This is a genomic window from Tenacibaculum sp. nBUS_03 (genome assembly GCF_051201695.1).
Taxonomy (GTDB): Bacteria; Bacteroidota; Bacteroidia; order Flavobacteriales; family Flavobacteriaceae; genus Polaribacter.
Genome location: NZ_CP179214.1, coordinates 894,971 through 913,547 on the forward strand (window position 1 = coordinate 894,971; position 18,577 = coordinate 913,547).

17 protein-coding genes are annotated in these 18,577 nt (G+C 29.2%); 4 read left to right on the forward strand and 13 right to left on the reverse strand.

What is annotated here, in order from left to right:
• Positions 1-180: 180 nt before the first annotated feature.
• From ACMFBB_RS04105 to ACMFBB_RS04115, 3 genes are all read right to left on the reverse strand, one after another.
• Positions 181-3,213: an aminotransferase class III-fold pyridoxal phosphate-dependent enzyme gene (locus ACMFBB_RS04105; protein ID WP_435263193.1), complete on the reverse strand. Its 3,033-nt coding sequence runs from the start codon at positions 3,211-3,213 to the stop codon at positions 181-183.
• Between the two features lie 189 nt (positions 3,214-3,402).
• Entirely contained in the window at positions 3,403-4,470 is a 1,068-nt protein-coding gene (locus ACMFBB_RS04110) for a proline racemase family protein (RefSeq protein WP_435263194.1), read from the reverse strand.
• Positions 4,463-5,422, reverse strand: coding sequence for an ornithine cyclodeaminase family protein (locus tag ACMFBB_RS04115; RefSeq protein WP_435263195.1), 960 nt, complete (start codon positions 5,420-5,422; stop codon positions 4,463-4,465). The genes ACMFBB_RS04110 and ACMFBB_RS04115 overlap by 8 nt, the downstream gene beginning before the upstream one ends.
• A gap of 137 nt (positions 5,423-5,559) precedes the next feature.
• Between ACMFBB_RS04115 and ACMFBB_RS04120 the strand changes: the two genes are divergently transcribed.
• On the forward strand, positions 5,560-6,846 hold the full coding sequence (locus ACMFBB_RS04120) for a S28 family serine protease (protein WP_435263196.1): 1,287 nt from the start codon (positions 5,560-5,562) through the stop codon (positions 6,844-6,846).
• A gap of 50 nt (positions 6,847-6,896) precedes the next feature.
• Positions 6,897-8,105 (forward strand): M24 family metallopeptidase, encoded by a 1,209-nt coding sequence (locus ACMFBB_RS04125; protein WP_435263197.1) that lies wholly within the window; start codon positions 6,897-6,899, stop codon positions 8,103-8,105.
• Between the two features lie 91 nt (positions 8,106-8,196).
• On the opposite strand, the gene ACMFBB_RS04130 is transcribed toward ACMFBB_RS04125, so the two are convergent.
• Together ACMFBB_RS04130 and ACMFBB_RS04135 are read right to left on the reverse strand one after the other, a co-directional pair.
• Positions 8,197-9,843: a DUF6029 family protein gene (locus ACMFBB_RS04130; RefSeq protein ID WP_435263198.1), complete on the reverse strand. Its 1,647-nt coding sequence runs from the start codon at positions 9,841-9,843 to the stop codon at positions 8,197-8,199.
• A 4-nt stretch (positions 9,844-9,847) separates the two neighbouring features.
• The gene (locus ACMFBB_RS04135; protein ID WP_435263199.1) at positions 9,848-10,411 is read right to left on the reverse strand and encodes a TlpA family protein disulfide reductase; all 564 of its coding nucleotides are present in this window, start codon (positions 10,409-10,411) and stop codon (positions 9,848-9,850) included.
• Positions 10,412-10,568: 157 nt separating this feature from the next.
• On the opposite strand from ACMFBB_RS04135, the gene ACMFBB_RS04140 reads away from it, so the two are divergent.
• Complete coding sequence (locus ACMFBB_RS04140) at positions 10,569-11,627, forward strand: Omp28-related outer membrane protein (protein WP_435263200.1); 1,059 nt, start codon at positions 10,569-10,571, stop codon at positions 11,625-11,627.
• An 86-nt stretch (positions 11,628-11,713) separates the two neighbouring features.
• On the opposite strand, the gene ACMFBB_RS04145 is transcribed toward ACMFBB_RS04140, so the two are convergent.
• Both ACMFBB_RS04145 and ACMFBB_RS04150 read right to left on the reverse strand, forming a co-directional pair.
• Complete coding sequence (locus tag ACMFBB_RS04145; protein WP_435263201.1) at positions 11,714-12,160, reverse strand: GNAT family N-acetyltransferase; 447 nt, start codon at positions 12,158-12,160, stop codon at positions 11,714-11,716.
• Positions 12,161-12,171: 11 nt separating this feature from the next.
• On the reverse strand, positions 12,172-12,564 hold the full coding sequence (locus tag ACMFBB_RS04150; protein WP_435263202.1) for a rhodanese-like domain-containing protein: 393 nt from the start codon (positions 12,562-12,564) through the stop codon (positions 12,172-12,174).
• A 257-nt stretch (positions 12,565-12,821) separates the two neighbouring features.
• On the opposite strand from ACMFBB_RS04150, the gene ACMFBB_RS04155 reads away from it, so the two are divergent.
• Positions 12,822-13,706 carry a LysR family transcriptional regulator gene (locus tag ACMFBB_RS04155; RefSeq protein WP_435263203.1) on the forward strand — a complete coding sequence of 295 codons (885 nt, stop codon included), beginning with the start codon at positions 12,822-12,824 and terminating at the stop codon, positions 13,704-13,706.
• Between the two features lie 33 nt (positions 13,707-13,739).
• Here the strand turns inward: ACMFBB_RS04155 and ACMFBB_RS04160 are convergent, their stop codons facing one another.
• The 6 genes from ACMFBB_RS04160 to ACMFBB_RS04185 form a co-directional block, all read right to left on the reverse strand.
• Entirely contained in the window at positions 13,740-14,132 is a 393-nt protein-coding gene (locus ACMFBB_RS04160) for a DUF4345 domain-containing protein (protein ID WP_435263204.1), read from the reverse strand.
• An 18-nt stretch (positions 14,133-14,150) separates the two neighbouring features.
• Positions 14,151-14,597, reverse strand: coding sequence for a GNAT family N-acetyltransferase (locus tag ACMFBB_RS04165; RefSeq protein WP_435263205.1), 447 nt, complete (start codon positions 14,595-14,597; stop codon positions 14,151-14,153).
• A 15-nt stretch (positions 14,598-14,612) separates the two neighbouring features.
• Positions 14,613-15,131, reverse strand: coding sequence for a 2OG-Fe(II) oxygenase (locus ACMFBB_RS04170; RefSeq protein WP_435263206.1), 519 nt, complete (start codon positions 15,129-15,131; stop codon positions 14,613-14,615).
• A 208-nt stretch (positions 15,132-15,339) separates the two neighbouring features.
• Positions 15,340-16,293, reverse strand: a complete 954-nt coding sequence (locus tag ACMFBB_RS04175; protein ID WP_435263207.1) for an AAA family ATPase — start codon at positions 16,291-16,293, stop codon at positions 15,340-15,342.
• Between the two features lie 85 nt (positions 16,294-16,378).
• Entirely contained in the window at positions 16,379-17,755 is a 1,377-nt protein-coding gene (locus ACMFBB_RS04180; protein ID WP_435263208.1) for a peptidylprolyl isomerase, read from the reverse strand.
• Positions 17,718-18,575 carry a hypothetical protein gene (locus ACMFBB_RS04185; RefSeq protein ID WP_435263209.1) on the reverse strand — a complete coding sequence of 286 codons (858 nt, stop codon included), beginning with the start codon at positions 18,573-18,575 and terminating at the stop codon, positions 17,718-17,720. The genes ACMFBB_RS04180 and ACMFBB_RS04185 overlap by 38 nt, the downstream gene beginning before the upstream one ends.
• Positions 18,576-18,577 lie beyond the last annotated feature (2 nt).

The window sequence follows — 18,577 nt, forward strand, 5'->3', positions numbered from 1 at the left end:
AAAAGAAAAAAAAATATAATTTCATAGTGTAGTAGTTCTGTTAACCTTTATTTATAAACTCAACATGCTTCTATCCCCTTTATAGTACATGTGCTTCTTACTTTCATGATAATAAGGTTTCTAAAATAGGAAAAAGATTTATTTTAAACATAAATTTTTACCCAATCTTATAAAGCTACACTATTTTTTCACCCTCATAAAGTCTTCCTCAAAAATTTTTCTTAAATAGAACATTAACTCATTCGCATTTTCTTTAGAAAATACCATAGGAGGCTTTATTTTTAATACATTATTATCTACCCCATCAGTACTCATTAAAATTTTATGATCTTTCATTCTATTTGCTAAATATGAAGCTTGATCTGTTAAAGGTATCATGTTTTTAGAAACCAATTCTATCCCTAAAAACAAACCTTGCCCTCGAACATCACCTATAATCGGGTGATCTTTTGCTAGTTTTGTCAACTGTTTTTTTAAGTAATCCCCTACTTCTAAAGCATTTTTTTGCAGTCCTTCATTCCTTACAGTTTCTAAAACCGCATTACCAACAGCACATGATACAGGGTTCCCTCCAAATGTATTGAAATACTCCATTCCGTTTGCAAATCTATCAGCTACTTTTTGAGTACAAGCAACAGCCGCTATTGGATGTCCATTTCCTAAAGGTTTACCTATAGTTACAATATCTGGAATTACATTATGTAGCTGGAATCCCCAAAATGTTTTCCCCATCCGACCACAACCAGTTTGTACCTCATCAGATATGCATAGACCACCTTCATTTCTAACATATTCGTATACCTTAGCTAAAAAACCTTCAGGTAATTCTACTTGTCCTCCACAAGAAATAATAGGTTCAATTATAAAAGCTCCTACATTTCTACCTTTTTCTTTTATTTTAACTATCTGTTTTAAAACTTCCTTAGCATATTTATTAGTAGCATCCTTATCAATATACTTTCCCCTAAAAGTATCTGGTAGTGGAAAAACATGTGTATGTTCAGGTGCTCCAGCTCCTCCTTTACCATCAAATTTATAAGATGAAATATCAATACACATGTTTGCATTTCCATGGTAGCCTACTTCAGAAGCTATTATATCACGCTGACCAGTATTTGCTTTTACCATTCTAATTGCCAACTCATTCGCTTCAGAACCTGAATTCACAAAATGCAAAACATTTAGTTCTTCTGGTAACGTATCTATTATTTCTTTTGCTAGTTGATTAATATTCTCATGTAAATATCTAGAGTTCGTATTTAATAATGCCATTTGTTGTTGACCTGCTTTCACAACATGCTCATGCTCATGACCTACATGCGCAACGTTATTGACTGTATCAATGTATTTATTTCCAAACTGATCAACTAAATATATTCCTTGACCTCTAACCATTTTTACAGGCACTTTATATTGTAAGCTAAGGCTTTTTCCTAAGTGTTTTTTTCTATACTGAATTATTTCTTTATTGCTCTTATTTCGTAAATTATTTAATTCTTCTGATTTAAACAATAAATTTGGATTAGGGCATATACTTTTCCAAACTTCAATCTCTGAATGTAAAGCAACACCTGGGAAATCATTTTTAAAATGCAATGTCGATAATAATACCTGAAAGTGTAAATGTGAAGCCCAGCTTCCATTTTCATCAGGATTTCCTAAAAAACCTACACAGTCTCCTTTTTTTAGCCTATCACCAACTTTTGCCCCTTTCAAACTATCCATTGATAAATGGCCATACAAAGTATAAAATTCTATATTATTTTCTTTATGTTTTACTATAATTAACCCACCATATTCTTTAAATTTATTATTGTTTGTAACAGTAACAATTACACCTTCTACAGGAACATGCACAGGTGTTTTTGAAGGTAACCAAAAATCAATTCCTAAATGAATTGTTCTATCTTCTCTTCCATTATTTCCTATAACACTAAAATCTTCCGAAGTATATAACAATCTAGCTTCTAAGTAGCCTCCTGCTATTAATTTTTCTTGTTGACGTTTTTGTAATTGATCTATTTTAAATTGAAACAGTTCTAAATCATTAAACTCTGAACTATGCCCTAACCATAAACTTTCCACACTTAAGTCTAACGGATAAATAGTTTCTTTTTTTATTGTAGGAAATACATCCGAGAATTTTATTTCTTCTTCTTCCACCCACTTTTCAAACGCTTCTTGATTAGGATGAGCTTTATACCCACAAGCTTCTCTAAATGAATATTCTGAAAATTCTGCTGAAATACCTTTCCATTTTTTTAAAACCTCCCAAGCTGGTTTTTCAGAGATTAACAAATAAGTATTATCCGGTTCTTTTTCCTTATTAATAGCCGATTTAGTAACAGATATTACTAATCGCATGGCAATGGCATTATATAAGTGTTTTAATTCTATTTCTTCTAAAGGGAATTCGAGATGATATCCTTTTATTATAGACAGAGATGCTTCTAAAGGGTTATTATGATGCATAATCGCATAGGCACAAGTAATCGCCAAATCATTTATAACTTGTGTATAAATGGCATCTCCATAATCAATTGCAGCTTCTACTTTTGGAGCTACTAAATTTTCTGAAACAATGATATTATTATCATTTGCATCATTATGTACTACAGCTTTTCTAAGTAAGTCATATGATTTTTTATTGTTTTCAAATCGTTCTTGAAAAAAAGATAGTATTTTCTTTTCTTCAGAAGAAAATAAGGAAAGATATTTTTTTGTCCACAAAGACTGAGCTACATCCCACTCGAAATTTCGATGAGCTTCTGAATGATCAAAACCTTGTAAAGCTTTAGTTAATTTACCGCACTGTTTCCCCAAACTATACCGTAAATCATCTAACTGAGGATTAACATTACTCAATAGCCTACCTGAAACCCATGTTAACAATCGAACACTTCGCCTATTTCCATACTCATCAATAATTTCAGAAACAACTCTTCCTTTTTTGTCATTAATTACTTTGGGCGCAACGAATTCTGCCCCTCTTTTTTCTATAAAACGTAATAACGATTGCTGAAAATCTAAATATCTTTTATCTTCACCTAAACGAGATACTTTTAAAATATATCCTTCTTCATTTTCAATTTTTATTCTAAAATTAAAATCAATTTCTCCTGGTAACTCAGATGCTTTGCCTACTATATCAAAAAGTTCTAATAAAATTCTCTCAGCTTCTATTTTGCTGATTTTTATGTTTGTGTAATTCATAGTCTTTTCGTGTTTGACTTTACAATTTGTTTATGTTTGTCTGTAACTTCTTTATTCATAATATAAATAATTACCTTACGAATATATTAAACACAAAACCAATAGTAAGAAACTACTGATTTTTAATTTAAAATGTATTTCATCAAAATACATGCACTTGTTTTAAAAACAGTAAGACACCGAGAAAAACTATCTAAAAACAAATCCTTTTTTCATAGGGTCTTCTGGATTAATAATAAAATTTTGCTTTCCGGTTATGTAAGCAGTTCCCTCTACCTGCGGTATTACCGCATCGAATGGCCCAAAATTTACTTCTGATATTACTGATCCTTTAAAAACTGAGCCTGTTATACTTTCAATACTCATAGTCTCTCCATAATTAATTTCTTTTCTTTTTTTATGTATTGCCATTCTTCCTGATACCCCTGAACCTGTAGGACATCGATCTACTTCACCTTCAGCAAAAACGCAAACATTTTTGCTATCAGCCCCAGAAGATTGTATTGTATTATCTATAAAAATTGTTCCATATAAGAAGCTTAAATCGTTTTCAAAAGGATGCAAAATTTGTTTATCAACTTCCATTACAGCATGTTTAATTTCCATACCTTTTGCTATTAATTTACTGTAAGAATTTGAGGTTAAATCAAAATCAAAATTATTTTTAGCCATATCAACATAAGCATAAAATGCACCTCCGTATGCTAAATCATATATCACAGATCCAACACCATCAATAACTACCTCTTTATCCAAACCAACAACAAAGCTTGGAACACAATGAAAGCGCACTCCAGTAACTTTTCCATTTTTAACATTTGCATAAGATGTTATTCTTCCGCATGGAGCGTCTATTTTTAAAATATTATCTCCTTCTTTTACCAAAATCCAATTCATCTCTATTGCTAATGTTGAGATAGCAATAATTGCATGACCGCACATAGTAGAATATCCTTCATTATGTAAAAAAATCACTCCAAAATCTCCATCACCATCATTTGGAGGCAACAAAATACAACCATACATATCGGCATGTCCTCGTGGTTCAAACATCAATGCTGTTCGTAAATAATCATAATTATCTTTACAATAACGCCTATATTCTAATACATTTTTTCCTTTCAATTTAGGAAAACCATCTACAATAACCCGCAAAGGTTCACCACCTGTATGCATATCTATAGTTTTAATTTGCAACCAATTTTCTGGCACTATAAATTCAGTATTTTTTAAAATATTTTGATATGTTTTATTCATTAGTATATTTTTCATAATAATAATTAGCTGCTGTTAAATCTTCCAACGCATGACCTACTGATTTGAAAAAAGTAATTTCTTTTGAGGACGCTCTACCTTGTTTTTTATTAGAACATAACTCAAATAGGTCGGCCTTAACCTCTTCTTCTTTTAAAATACCATTTTTTAAAGGAATTAATATATCACCGCTTTCTTTTAATCCACCTTGATAAGTGTCTACAAAAATTGATGCTTTTTTAACTGCTTCATCATCTGCTTCTCTTGTATCCTTTTTATAAGATCCTACTAAATCTATATGCTGTCCCTCTTTCAAGTAGCTTCCAAATATTAAAGGGGAAGGTGATAATGTTGCACTAGATATAATATCAACTTCTGAAATTTTATCTTTAATATTGTTAATAGGAATGCTAGTGAAAGTTTCTCCACTTAATTGTTTGCAAATTGTTACTGCTTTTTCATAAGTACGCCCCCAAACATAGACCCTTTCAATAGGGCGTACCGATGCATGTGCTTTAATCAAATTCACTGATAATGCACCAGTACCTATCATTAATAAACTTTTAGACTCTGGTTTTGAAAGAAATGATGACGCTAAAGCTGAAGCAGCGGCAGTTCTTTTAACTGTCAAACTCTTGGCTTCCATAATTGCTCTTACACTCCCTTTTATTGCATCCAAATAAATATAAGTTCCTTGTATAGACGGCATATTAAACTGACTATTTTCAGGACTTACAGTTACTATTTTAACACCTGCATTTTTACTTGGATTCCACGCAGGCATTAATAATAAGGTTGAATCTGATTTAAGTTCTGGATTTGGAAAGTCATGATGGTGCCTCATAGGAACCAAAACCTCATTATTAGAAAACATTTTTTTTAACTCGTTTACTAATTCTAAAAACACTGTGTTTTGTTCAATAAACGTATCTGATATTTGAAGAATTTCATTCATAATACTAAAAGTATTGAATTCTTAAAAACTATATTCAATATTACCATAATAAAGAATAATATTATATAAACTATGGTTAAAATAGTATTATTAGCTATTTATAAGAGCTAGTATCTTTATATTATAAATTATTTTTTATGATATATATTAGAAATACAATTGTATTCCTTTTTTTAGCCTTTATTAGTTTAGGTTGTAAAGCTTCAAAAGATGACATTAAAGTTCAAAAATTTAAAAATCAATTACAAACTTTATTTCCTAAAGCAAAAATTGACTCAATAGCTAGTAAAGATCATTTTACAGCATCATATAGAGTTATTATAGACCAAAACTTAAACCCTAAAAATCCTTCAGAAGGAACTTTTAAACATTATATATATATTTCTCATAGTGATTATGAAAAGCCAACTATTTTAATTACTGACGGTTATTCGTCCAACAATAGAACTAGTGAAATAAGTAAAATATTTAAAGGAAACCAAGTAATTGTAGAATATCGCATGTATGGTAAATCTAGACCAGAGCCACTTCCTTGGAAATACCTAACAAATGATAACGCTATTGAAGATTATCATAATCTTGTAACTAAACTTAAAACATTATATAAAGGTAAATGGATTTCATCAGGAATTAGTAAAGGAGGAGAAACTACATTAATCTACAAATCAAAATATCCAAATGATGTCGATGTTGCTGTTCCTTATGTTGCTCCCATGATTATTGGGACGGAGGATCAACGACCTAACAACTTAATTAACTCCATTGGAAGTTTGAACTGTAGAAACAAAATTAAAAAACTCCAAAGAAAAATTTTAAACAATAGAATAGAAGCGCTTAATGCTTTCAAAGAAATCGCTTCTAAGAACAATTTAAAATTTAACGAAATTTCACACGAAGAAGCTTTAGAGTATGCCGTTTTAGAATTACCTTTTTCTTTCTGGCAATGGAGAGGTGGGAACTGTGAAGAAATTCCTTCTGTTGATGCTCCTATCAAAAATTTAGTAAACTACATACATAAAGTAGTTGGTATTGGCTTTTATTCAGACAAAGGCTACAAAAAATATCTTCCATCTTTTTATCAGCATATGAAAGAATTAGGATACTATAGATTCGATCTAACTCCTGTAAAAGGTTTATTAAAAATTGTTTCATCCCCTTCTAACAAAAGATTTGCGCCTAAGGGTGTAGATTTAACCTACAATTCTAGTTACATTAAAAAAGTTAGAGATTATATTGAAAATAAAGGAAATCATATTTTATATATTTATGGTGCATACGACCCGTGGGGCGCATGTGCTCCAACTCCTAAACCAAAAGTTGATGCTCTTAAAATGGTTCTAGAAAACTCAGATCACAGCACTAGAATTAAACATTTTTCTAAAAAAATCAAGATAAAATATATGCTAAACTTAAAAGTTGGCTAGGTGAAAAAACACAGATTTATAAATTATATACGAATTAAAAAATATACAAAATGATTGGAATTGGGGATTCAACCATAGCTGAAGAATTAGCAAAAATAAAACCTAATATTAATGATATTCAACCTATACAAAAGAAAGAATTTCAGGAACGCATAGAAAAAGCTTCAGGTTTATTAAAAAAACAGAATGTTCAAGCCATGTATTTACATGCTGGTACAAACCTATATTATTTTACAGGTACTAGATGGAACTCTAGTGAACGTATGGTAGGTGCAATTTTATTTTCTGATGGAGAGATAGAGTATATAGCTCCAAAATTTGAAAAGGGAACTATCCTAGACTTTATGCTTATTGAAGGAAAAGTTCAATGTTGGGAGGAGCATGAAAGCCCTTATGAATTATTTATATCATTACTGAAACATAGAAATATTAACACAGGTACAATTTTTATGGACGAAACTACTCCTTTTTTTGTCTCTAATGGTATTTCTAAACTTACTAAAAGTTACAATTTTGAAGACGCCAAACCTGTTACTTCCTTGTGCAGAATGGTAAAATCTAAAGCAGAAATAGCTATTATTCAACGTGCAATGGATATAACTTTAGAAGTTCAAAAGGCTACTGCAAGAATTTTGCATGAAGGGATTAGCGCAAAAGAAGTTACAGAATTTATAAACGAAGCACACAAGCGATATGGTATAGCCTCTGGATCTTACTTTTGTATTGTGCTTTTTGGTGAAGATTCTTCTTTTCCTCATGGTGTAAAAAAACCAAAAGATTTAGAAAAAAATGAAATTGTTTTAGTTGATACAGGTTGCCAACTACATGATTACATTTCAGACATTACAAGAACTTACGTTTTTGGTAATCCAACCAATAAACAACGTAAAATTTGGAACATTGAAAAAGCAACTCAACTTGCTGCGTATAATGCTGCCCAAATAGGTAATTCTTGTGCTTCTATTGACAAAGCTTCTAGAATTATTTTAGAAAATCATAAACTAGGTCCAAATTACAAGTTACCAGGACTTCCTCATAGAACTGGACATGGAATTGGTTTAGACATTCACGAATGGCCTTATATCGTTAAAAATGACTCAACCATTTTACAGCCTGGAATGTGTTTTAGCAACGAACCTATGATATGCTTACCAAAAGAATTTGGAATTCGTCATGAAGATCATATTTATATGACTGAAAATGGTCCTGAGTGGTTTACTGAACCAATGCTTTCAATAGATAATCCTTTTGGAGTATAAATTTCTTTAATAAAAAAGGCTACCAAAAAGGTAGCCTTTTATTAGTTTTAACAAGCATATATGCCTTAAACCTATATAAAATTTTATTTCGTTAAAAACTCATACTTATGTTTACTGTAAAACCTGTACTTTCAGGAACATTTCTACAAACTCCGCCTACACAAACTAAACCTCCTCGTTGCCTTCCATAATTTAAAGCAAACCTATGTGACTTGAATGTATAGCTACCTCCTAAATTATAATAATGTATTTTTTTAGATGCATCTAAAGTTCCATAATTATATATATCACTTACATAAAAAGCTAGATTCGAAGAAGTATTAAACTCTACAGTACCTCCCATCCAATTTTTTCTGTCATCCTTAGTCCATAAATGTTGAGCTTCAAAACGAATAGATTTCCCGTTTCCTATTTTAAATGTTGATTCACCAACTAAAATGTCTGCTTGTACCTCTCCAGCTTGTTCTTCTATAAAGCGCTTATTATAAAATTGATTTACATAATAAAATATGCTGCTCCATTTTTTTGACCATTTTTTACGAACTTCTAAGCTTACCTCTGAAAAATATTTTTCTCCAAAACCTAAAAGAGAAGTATCATAATCAAAATTATTAAAATCTACATCACCTTTTAATCCAGCCCAATAAGAAGCATTCAATGCTATTTTTGTCCCATATTTACCGCCTAAAAAAGTTTTCTTTTTAATCTTATAGTATAGATCCATTTGACCACCTATTTCTCCTAATTTAACTAAAGTAGGGTCTATAAAAGAAATTTGAGGTTGCGCTTGATATACGTATATGTTTGTTAATAAATAATCATGTTGCTTAGTAAGTCCAGGAATATAATTTATTATGTTTTGATTAAAATTTTCTTGAACAGCATCTCTTTCTGAATAAAAATTAGCATTTTCCATCCTTCTTAGAGTAACATCAATCCCTAAACCTTTTTTAGCATATCCGAAATTTAGTAAAAAAGAATTTCCTTTTTTAGCGTTTCTTACATTTCCAAAAACATAAATGGCATCTTTTCCTTTCGTTACATATTCAACGTTAGAGTAAAAATTACCTGAAGAAAAATCTAACCTTCCAGAAAAACTATTAGTTAGTGAACTAAATTTCGGTGTCAAAATTTCATTTTTTTGATTTCTACCTAAGTAACTTACACCAAAAACCAAATTAGAATTATCAAAACTTAACAACTGAGATAAATCTATATTAGAATCAAAACCAAAAACTGTTCCATCAGAATATGTAAAACCAGCTCTCTGCTGACCAAAAACAGCTGTTACATCAATATAATCTGTTGGAAAATATTTTACACGAGCTCCCCTTAAGGCATTATTAATACCTAATTGTCTATTCTCCCAAGTTCTAAAAATTAATCCACTTCCAAACTGTTCATAAAAATGCCCAACTGTAAGGTTTATTTTATCTGACTTATAACCAGCATAATAAAGCCCTAAATTTGTTTTTTCAAAACCTGGATAATAATTTAATAAAGCCATAGGCAAATAACTTTCTACTTGCAATCCTGCATAAAAGTTTTTATACCCATATTCTACAGTTAAATAATTATTTGATCTAAATCTGTTTGGAGCAATAAAATCTCCTGTTTTTGAATCATCTAAATAATATTGCGAATTAGACTCAAACCCTATTGATAAATAATCGTTTTCTTGAGCATTTAATAAAAAACTAAAAAAAACAAAAAAAAGTGTTAGTAGGTTGTTTTTCATGATCTTAATCTACATTCTTTTTAATTATTTCATAAAGTTCATCTTCAAAGCCAGGTGAATATCCCGAATGTCTGTAAATAATTTTACTATTCTTTACAACTAATAACTCAGGTACAGTCGTTATGTTTAAAGCTCTTTGTAACTCCTGGTTTTTGTCTAAAAGAATTTTATATTCCCATGCTTTTCCATTTGCTAAAGCTTTTACTCTTTTTTGAGATCTGGAATCATCTGTAGAAATAGCAATTAACTCTACATTTGTTTCCTCTTGCCAGTCTTCATAAACATCATTAATTGCATCTAACTCATTTAAACAAGGTACGCACCAAGTAGCCCAAAAACTAAGAATAGTTATTTTGTCTTTCGAAATTTCATCAGAAATATTAACAGAAGTACCTTTTAAATTATGGAGCTTCTTGTTTGGAATTGTTTTTTGTGAATAGCCTACTATAGTAATAAATAATAAGCAGAATAAAAGATTGTTTTTCATTTTAAAGTTTTTCATTTTAATATTGTTCTTATCTATAGTATGTAACAAAAACAAAGTTGCTTTCCCTACAAATATTTTCATTTTAGATTAAGAAGATGTGAAAGTATGTTAATTATTTTATTTTTATTTAGATTTTAACTTAAAAAAATAATGTTTATAAAAAAAAATAACAAAAAAGATGTAGGGTAAATTATTTTTTTGTTGTTTTATAACCAACAAACCGTGAATTATATAAATTATGAAAACAACAAGATTATTATTAAACACAATTGCTTATGCTTTGACCTTTACTCTTTTCATGGCATGCTCTGCTTCTGATGGAGACCCAGGAAGCCAAGAAACTATAAAGAGTGTTGAAATAAAAAAAGAAAAGGGTGGTAATTTTATTATTGCTGGAGAAATTGTAACATTTAGTGTTATTGCTAACGGAGGTATAAACGTAACTACAGGTGCTACTATTTACGTTAATGGTGATAAAATAGATGGCAACTCGTTTAAGCCAACAACTGCAAAAGCATATGAAATAAAAGCTGTTTACAAAGATGTAACAAGTAAAAATAATCTTAACTTAACCTGTGAAAACAAAGGTGTTTCTTTTGATAAAAATGTTGTAGTTGAAGACTACACAGGAGCCTGGTGTGGTTGGTGTCCTAGAGTATCTCATGCATTAAAACTTGTAAGTGATAAAACAAGTAATATGATACCTATAGCTGCACATATTGGTGATAATATGGAAAATAAATATTCAAGACAGTTAAAAGACGCTTTTGATATCAAAGGATATCCTTCTGCCTATATTGATAGAACTAAATTATGGTCTAGTCCTGAACCTCAAAATACTGCTGAGATTTTAAACTTACTAAATGAAGATGTTATTGTAGGTATTAAAATGGAATCAACCTTAAATGGAACAGATATGAACCTTAAGGTTAGTGTTAAATTTGGAAACTCTTATTCTGAAAAAATAAAACTAACTGTTTTTGCTCTTGAAGATAATATTGTTTTAAGTCAAAAGAACTATACTAGTTACTATGGAGGTGCTTCTGACATCACTGACTTCAAACATAATTACATTTTAAGACACTCATTTACAGATGTATTAGGAGATGATATTGACTCTAAAGAAACTGTAAAAGACAACATTTATACAAAGGAATTTAAAGGAAGTGTACCTAGTTCAATTGTAGATTCTAGTAAGATGAGTTTTGTTGCCATCGTTTCTAATGGAGACACTAAAGCTGCTATAAACTCAAGAAGTGCTAAAGTAAGCACCTCTAATAATTTTGAAGTAAAATAATTAGTATATAAAACTATATACTAAAAAGTGACTGTCTTAAAAAGGCAGTCACTTTTTTTTGTTATATCAACATAAAACTGAATTTATTAAATACCACTCCATATAAACCTTTCTTTGGTTTTATAATTAGCACCTACTTTTTGGTAAAACCGAATTGCTTCTGAGTTAAACGTAGGAGTTTGCCATTGTATAGTGGTACAATTTTCAGATTTTGCATGCATCTTTATCTTGTTCATCATTTTAACTCCTATGCCTTTCCCTCTTACTTTTTCCATTAAATACAAACAATCTAAATACATATAAAATTTTGCATCCCAAGTAGAAAATTGTTTCATAAATGTAGAGTATCCAACTATTTTATTATCATGTTCTACTACCAAACAGCTAACAGTTAAAGGTTCTTTAAAAAAACATTTTAAGAACAATTTTTCTTTACCGTTACTATTAAAATCTGATTTTTCATAAATAGCATGTAACCTACACAGTTCCAATAATTCTTTTATATCTTTTTCTTGAACAAAGCGTATATTCATTTTTTTAGTTTTTAACAAGCACACTCAAATTCAAAACCTTTTGTTGGCTTGGTTCCACTTGTTGCGTATCCATCAAATTTCCACCACTCAATTCCTCCAATAAGCTCTTTTACTTTAAATCCTAATTTAGTCATTTTTAAAGCTCCTTTTGTAGATGCATTACATCCAATTCCATCACAATAACAAACATAAGTTTTAGTTTTATCTAAGTTTTTAGTGCTTTCTTTTGTCATTTCTCTATGCGGAATATTAATAGCTGTAGGAATATGCTCTTTATCAAATCCAAACTTTTGTCTTGTATCTAAAGCTATATAATTTACGTTTTTTTCAAAAGCTTCATACAAATCTGAAGAATCCAATTCGTAATTTAATTTGTTTTCGTAAAATTTAATTTGTTTTTTCATAAGTTTCATTTAGTATTGGTTTTATAAAATTTTCTAAAACTGATAATACGTTTTGTTTTATTTGTAAAATTCATCCTTCTTGTACACGCTTAAATCACTTTACAACATAATCTAAAAAAAGTAATCATCACTTTCTTTTACATCTTCAAATATATACTCACAATTGTTTTCATTTATGCTATTTAAATGAGCTTTATGCATCTATAATTGATTTTTTCTCAACTAAACTATATTCATATTATTGTAACTTTGATGTTATGGAAATAAAGTATTTTAGATTGATAAAAACCATAGCTGAAGAGGGTAGCATTGCTAATTCAACTGAAAAATTATTTTTAACACAATCTGCCTTAAGTCATCAACTAAAGGATTTAGAAGAACAACTAGGATTTAAGGTATTTCATCGTACTAGAAATAAATGGTCATTAACTGAAGAAGGTATTGAACTTTACAATTTAGGAGATTCAATTTTAAAAAGCATAGACTCTAGTTTCAAAAATATTGAAAACATAAGGACTGGTTCTATAGGTACTATTAAAGTAAGTACTGAATGTTATTCATTTTATCAATTTTTACCACTTTTTATACAAAAAATGGGAATTTTATATCCTGATATTAGTGTAGATTTAATTCTTGAAGCTACACATCAACCTATTTCAAAATTACTATCTAACGAAATTGATATTGCCATAGTTACGTCTAAACCGAAAAATGATTTGCTTATGAATATTGAAATTTATGAAGATGAAATTTTTGCAATAATGCATAAAGAAAATGAACTAAGTAAATTAGACTATCTTACTGTATCTGATTTTTCAAATGTACATTTAATAATACATTCTTATCCTTTAGAAACTGTATCAATTTATGAAAAACTATTAAAAATCAATAAGATAATTCCTTCTAAAGTTTCTGCTATTCCACTTACAGAAGTAGCTTTAAAAATGATTGAAGCAAACTTTGGAATAATGTGTATTCCTAAATGGGCTTTAAAATCATTTAAAATATCAAATGATATTATTTTAAAAAAAATAGGAATAAAAGGATTAAAAAGAAATCATTTTTTAGTAATTAGAAAAGCTGATACCTCAAAAAAATATATACAAGATTTTATATCAAATTTTATTGATGAGTTTCAATAGTCTAAAATAAACTAGAGAAAATCCACCCAATATCTAGTTACTATATTTTCTTAATTGATAAACTGAAAACAGTCCAATAACAAGCTCAGCAATAACTCCAAAAACATATCCTTTTGTTGGTATACCATCAATTACTAGACTTAACATTCTTCCTGAAGCAAGAGTTAACATAAATAAAATATTTAATTGCGTCGCACTTTTCCAATATTTCTCTTTAATAATTCCTAATAACCATATACAAGAAACTCCAATATATAAACACATAATCGCTTTAAGTAAATTAGACAGATCTATCGAAGTTACTTCAATATTTAAATTGGTAGATAAGATTGATGGTGTTCCATAAATAATTGCGGTTGGAACTACGATTAATAAGGAAATAATAAGATGAAGATTTTTTAAAAGTAGAATTGTTTTATAATCCATATAAATAGTATATTTTTTTTAATCAGTGCATAGCTCTTTATCTATAATACTTTCCATAATCACATATTCAATGCCTCCTTTAAAAAATTTTTTCTTTGTAGCTATTAAATCAAATTTTGTATAAAATTTTTCTTTTTCTACTCGAGCGTTACACCAAATACGTTTAGCCCCTTCTCTTTTAATTGTGTTTATACTATTTTTCAATAAAATTGTTCCATACCCTAGCCCTTGATATTCAATTAATGTTGCAAATTTTCTGAATTGAACTTCACCATTCTCTTCAAACAAAGATATTATTGACGTAATTTTATTATTTGCAAATAAACCAAAATGTCTTGCATTTAAATCTCCTTCCAATTTAACGTACGCTATTGGTTTATTAGGCCACATAACTTTATGCCGAATAGCTAATACATCAAAGGCACTTATTTGTTTAACTTCTGTAAATACATTAATACTCTTCATTTACAAACAATTAAACTATCTATAAGGTGGTCCAGATACCCAACCTACAATTGATTGTCGTGTTCCTTTTGTTATTGGTGTAACTCTGTGCATAATAAATGACGGAAATATCACAATGGTACCTTTTTCTCTTGGAGCAGTTACTATCTCTTTATTAACCATAAACTGTAAATCTCCACCTTCATAGTCGTTAGGGTCGGATAACTGAATAGTCATACTTAACTTCCTTGCTGAAATTTCACCAGCTCCAAAATCTAAATGCCAATCAAAGAAGTCTCCTTTTGAATACCGAGTAAGCTGCAACTCTTGATGAAATCCAAGTAAATCAAACCAATATCTTTCATTATTAGTATTGATTGCTAATGAAGCTAGCTTATTATATATCCAATCATTTTCAGGAATATTATCAATAAACATAACTGAACTTTTCCGCAAATCGTCATTATATTTTTCATCACCACTTATTGTTGCCTTAATTGTTAACTTATCATTCCAAAAGCTAATTATTTTTTCAATTTCGTGAGGTAAAAACAATCATTGATAATAAACAAATTCGGCAAAATTATGTTTTAGAGGTAAACCAAAAGAGTAATTAATTGACATATCGTAAAAATATTATATAATCTTAATTTCAAATGAATATACAAGATAATATTAATTTTTAGAACTAATATTTTTAAGAAAGCAGTGATTCATAATGAAAAAATCATGCTAGCATTTAATCATCATTGCTGATCATTATTTAAAATAATGAAGTAATAATTTCCTTAATAGTAATCCCTTCAGCTTCAGCCTTATAATTTTTAACCATTCTATGAGAAAGTATTGGCACAGCAATTGCCTGAACATCTTCTATATCGGGTGAATATTTCCCTGAAACAGCGGCATAAGCTTTAGCCGCTAAAATTAGATTTTGAGATGCACGAGGTCCAGCTCCCCAATCAATATATTTTTTCACAAAATCAGTTGCTTTTTCAGATTTGGGCCTTGTTTTACCTACTAATCCAACAGCATACTCAATAACATTATCAGCTACAGGTATTTTTCGAATTAATTTTTGAACTTCAATTATTTCAGTGGCAGAAAAAATAGAGTTTACAGACTGATTAATTATGGATGTTGTACTTTTTACAACCTCTACTTCTTCCTCAAAACTTGGATATTCTAAATTAATAGAGAACATAAATCGATCTAACTGAGCCTCTGGTAAAGGATACGTACCTTCTTGTTCTATTGGATTTTGTGTAGCCAATACAAAAAAAGGCAAGTCTAACTTGTAGTGTTGCCCAGCTACTGTAACAGAACGCTCTTGCATTGCTTCTAATAAAGCTGCTTGAGTTTTAGGAGGGGTTCTATTTATCTCGTCCGCTAAAATTATATTTGAAAAAATAGGCCCTTTTATGAATTTAAATTGACGATTCTCATCCAAAATTTCACTACCTAAAATATCAGAAGGCATTAAATCTGGTGTAAACTGAATTCTTTTAAAGTTAAGTCCTAAAACATCTGAAATAGTATTTACTAATAAGGTTTTCGCTAATCCAGGAACTCCTATTAACAAAGAATGACCTCCACAAAAAACAGATAAAAGTGTAAAATTAACAGCTTCCTGCTGCCCTATTATAACTTTACCTATTTCTTGTTGTAATTGTGTGTATTTTTTAACTAAATTATTTACAGCAGCTACGTCAGACATTTTACTATTGTTTTTTAAATGAGTATCCGCTCAAAAGTAAGGTTTCATCTTTAAACTATTGAGCGGATATCTAAAAATTATTTTATTATTTATTTTCTTTCTTCCAATCTTTTTTAAATGTACATTTTTTATACTCATTCCCTAATTTAATATAGGTCTCTTGTATTTTTTCTTTTGACCATTTAGTTACAGTCTCTTCTTTTTTCTTAGCTAAGGCAAACTGTTGCATTCTAACATAATCCTCAACAATATCAGCTTTATGAGTATCTGTTCTATTTTTCATAAAAATAACCTTATACATTTTCTCTCCTCCTCTGGTTTCGTCATAAAATACATCAGACAATTCACCCTGCTTTAATTCACTTATTCTAGCAAATAGATCTGGTGGCATTCTTGTTAGTTCAAATGTTGGCTCTTGTGTATAAGGATTAATTAATAAACCTCCGCTATTTTTAGTATCTTCATCTTCCGAATACTTTTTTACAGCTTCTTCAAATGTTAATTTCCCTTCTTTTACTTCAGCTACTATTTTTTCAATCTCATCTTTGGTTTCTTTTAATTTTTCATCAGATATCTCAGGTTGTAGCAAAATATGAGACACCTCTCTACCTTTACCTTTAATCTTGTGAAGTTTAATAATATGATATCCAAAAATAGTTTCAAAAGGGTCAGATATCTGACCTTCATCTAGAGAGAAAGCTACTTCTTTAAACTCTTTAATAAATTGAGATTCTTTAGTTATTATCCCCATGTTTCCCTGATTACTACTTACACTAGGATCATCAGAATTAATAATAGCTTTTAATTTAAAACTAGAACCAGCTTCAACTTCTTCTTTTATTTTATGTAACTTCTTAACTACTCTATCATTTTCTTCCTTAGTTGCTTCTGCGTATAAAACTAACTGAGCTAAACCAACTTCAGCAGGAATTTCAGGTAATTCATTTTTTTCTTTTAACCCATTAAAATATACACGAACTTCTTCTGGGGTTACATCAATTTTTTCAGTTATTTTTTGTTGTTCTTTTTCTATAAGCGTATTTTCTTTTTCAACTTTAGACAACTCTCTTTTTAAATCTTCTATATCATTAAAACCATAGGCCTTAACTACTTTCTCTTCACTACCATATTCATTTGTAAAAAAAGCAATAGTTCGACTAACTTGACTGTCTATTTGACTTTGTGTAACAGTAATACTATCAACAACAGCATGGTGAGCCAATAATTTTTGTTGCATTAATTTTTCTAACATTTCACAATCAGTAATAGTAATTTTCCCTTCACTTCGAAGTTTTACTTCTTGTTTAAACTTATCAATGTCTGAATCTAAAACAATATTTTTACCAACCACAACAGCTACTCCATCTACTTTGTTTTGTTGAGCTTTTAATGTTAGTACAGTTAAAAATAAAGTTAGTAAAAAGCTAGTATTCTTTAAAATTTTTGTTTTGAATAGCATCATTTATCAGCGTTTTTTCAATCTCTCGTATTAATTCTAATTTTCGTTTATGTAATATAATTTGTTTTATTCTTATATTTACATGACTCAAAGGAGCTGTTTCATTTTTTTGTAAAATATTTTTTACAGCGACCAAATATACTCCTAAACTATCTTCTTTTTGTATGAATTTTGATATTTTTAACAGTTTTTCTTTTAATTCAGAACGAAATGGAGGGATTTTTCGTTTTAAATAATCAACAGATACCCAAGAAGTATCTTGTAAACGATATGATTTAAAACTCAACAAATACTTTTCTAAATCTTCTTTATCTTCTTCTTTTTCCGATTTAAAATTTTTGACAATTTTATCTTTATCTAAATGATCTTTTCCAAAAAATAAATAATCAAATTGAAGTAGTTCGTCATTCAACCTAAAATTATCTTTATTTTTTTTGTAATACGATATTACTTCGCTTTCAGAAACTATTGTATCTAGTTGTTGTTTTATTAACTTTTCTTTATACCCATTTATGTATAAACCAGATTTATAATCATTTACTAATTTCTCAATCTCTAGACTACTTATTTCAGAAATATTTTCTTCAGCCTTGTTTAAAAAAAGTTGCTGTTTTGCCCAAGAATTTATTAAGCCTTTGACAACTACTATACTATCTTGTTTAGATAAGTTTTTAGGTAGCATTTTTTTTAGATCTTTTTTATAAAGATGAGTATTATAAACAGATGCTATTAACTTTCCTTCTTTTGTTCTTTGCTTCTTCAAAGTTATTAAGTCACAAGAAGCTAAAGATAGTATGCCTAGTAGTAGTAAAAAGTTTTTCACTT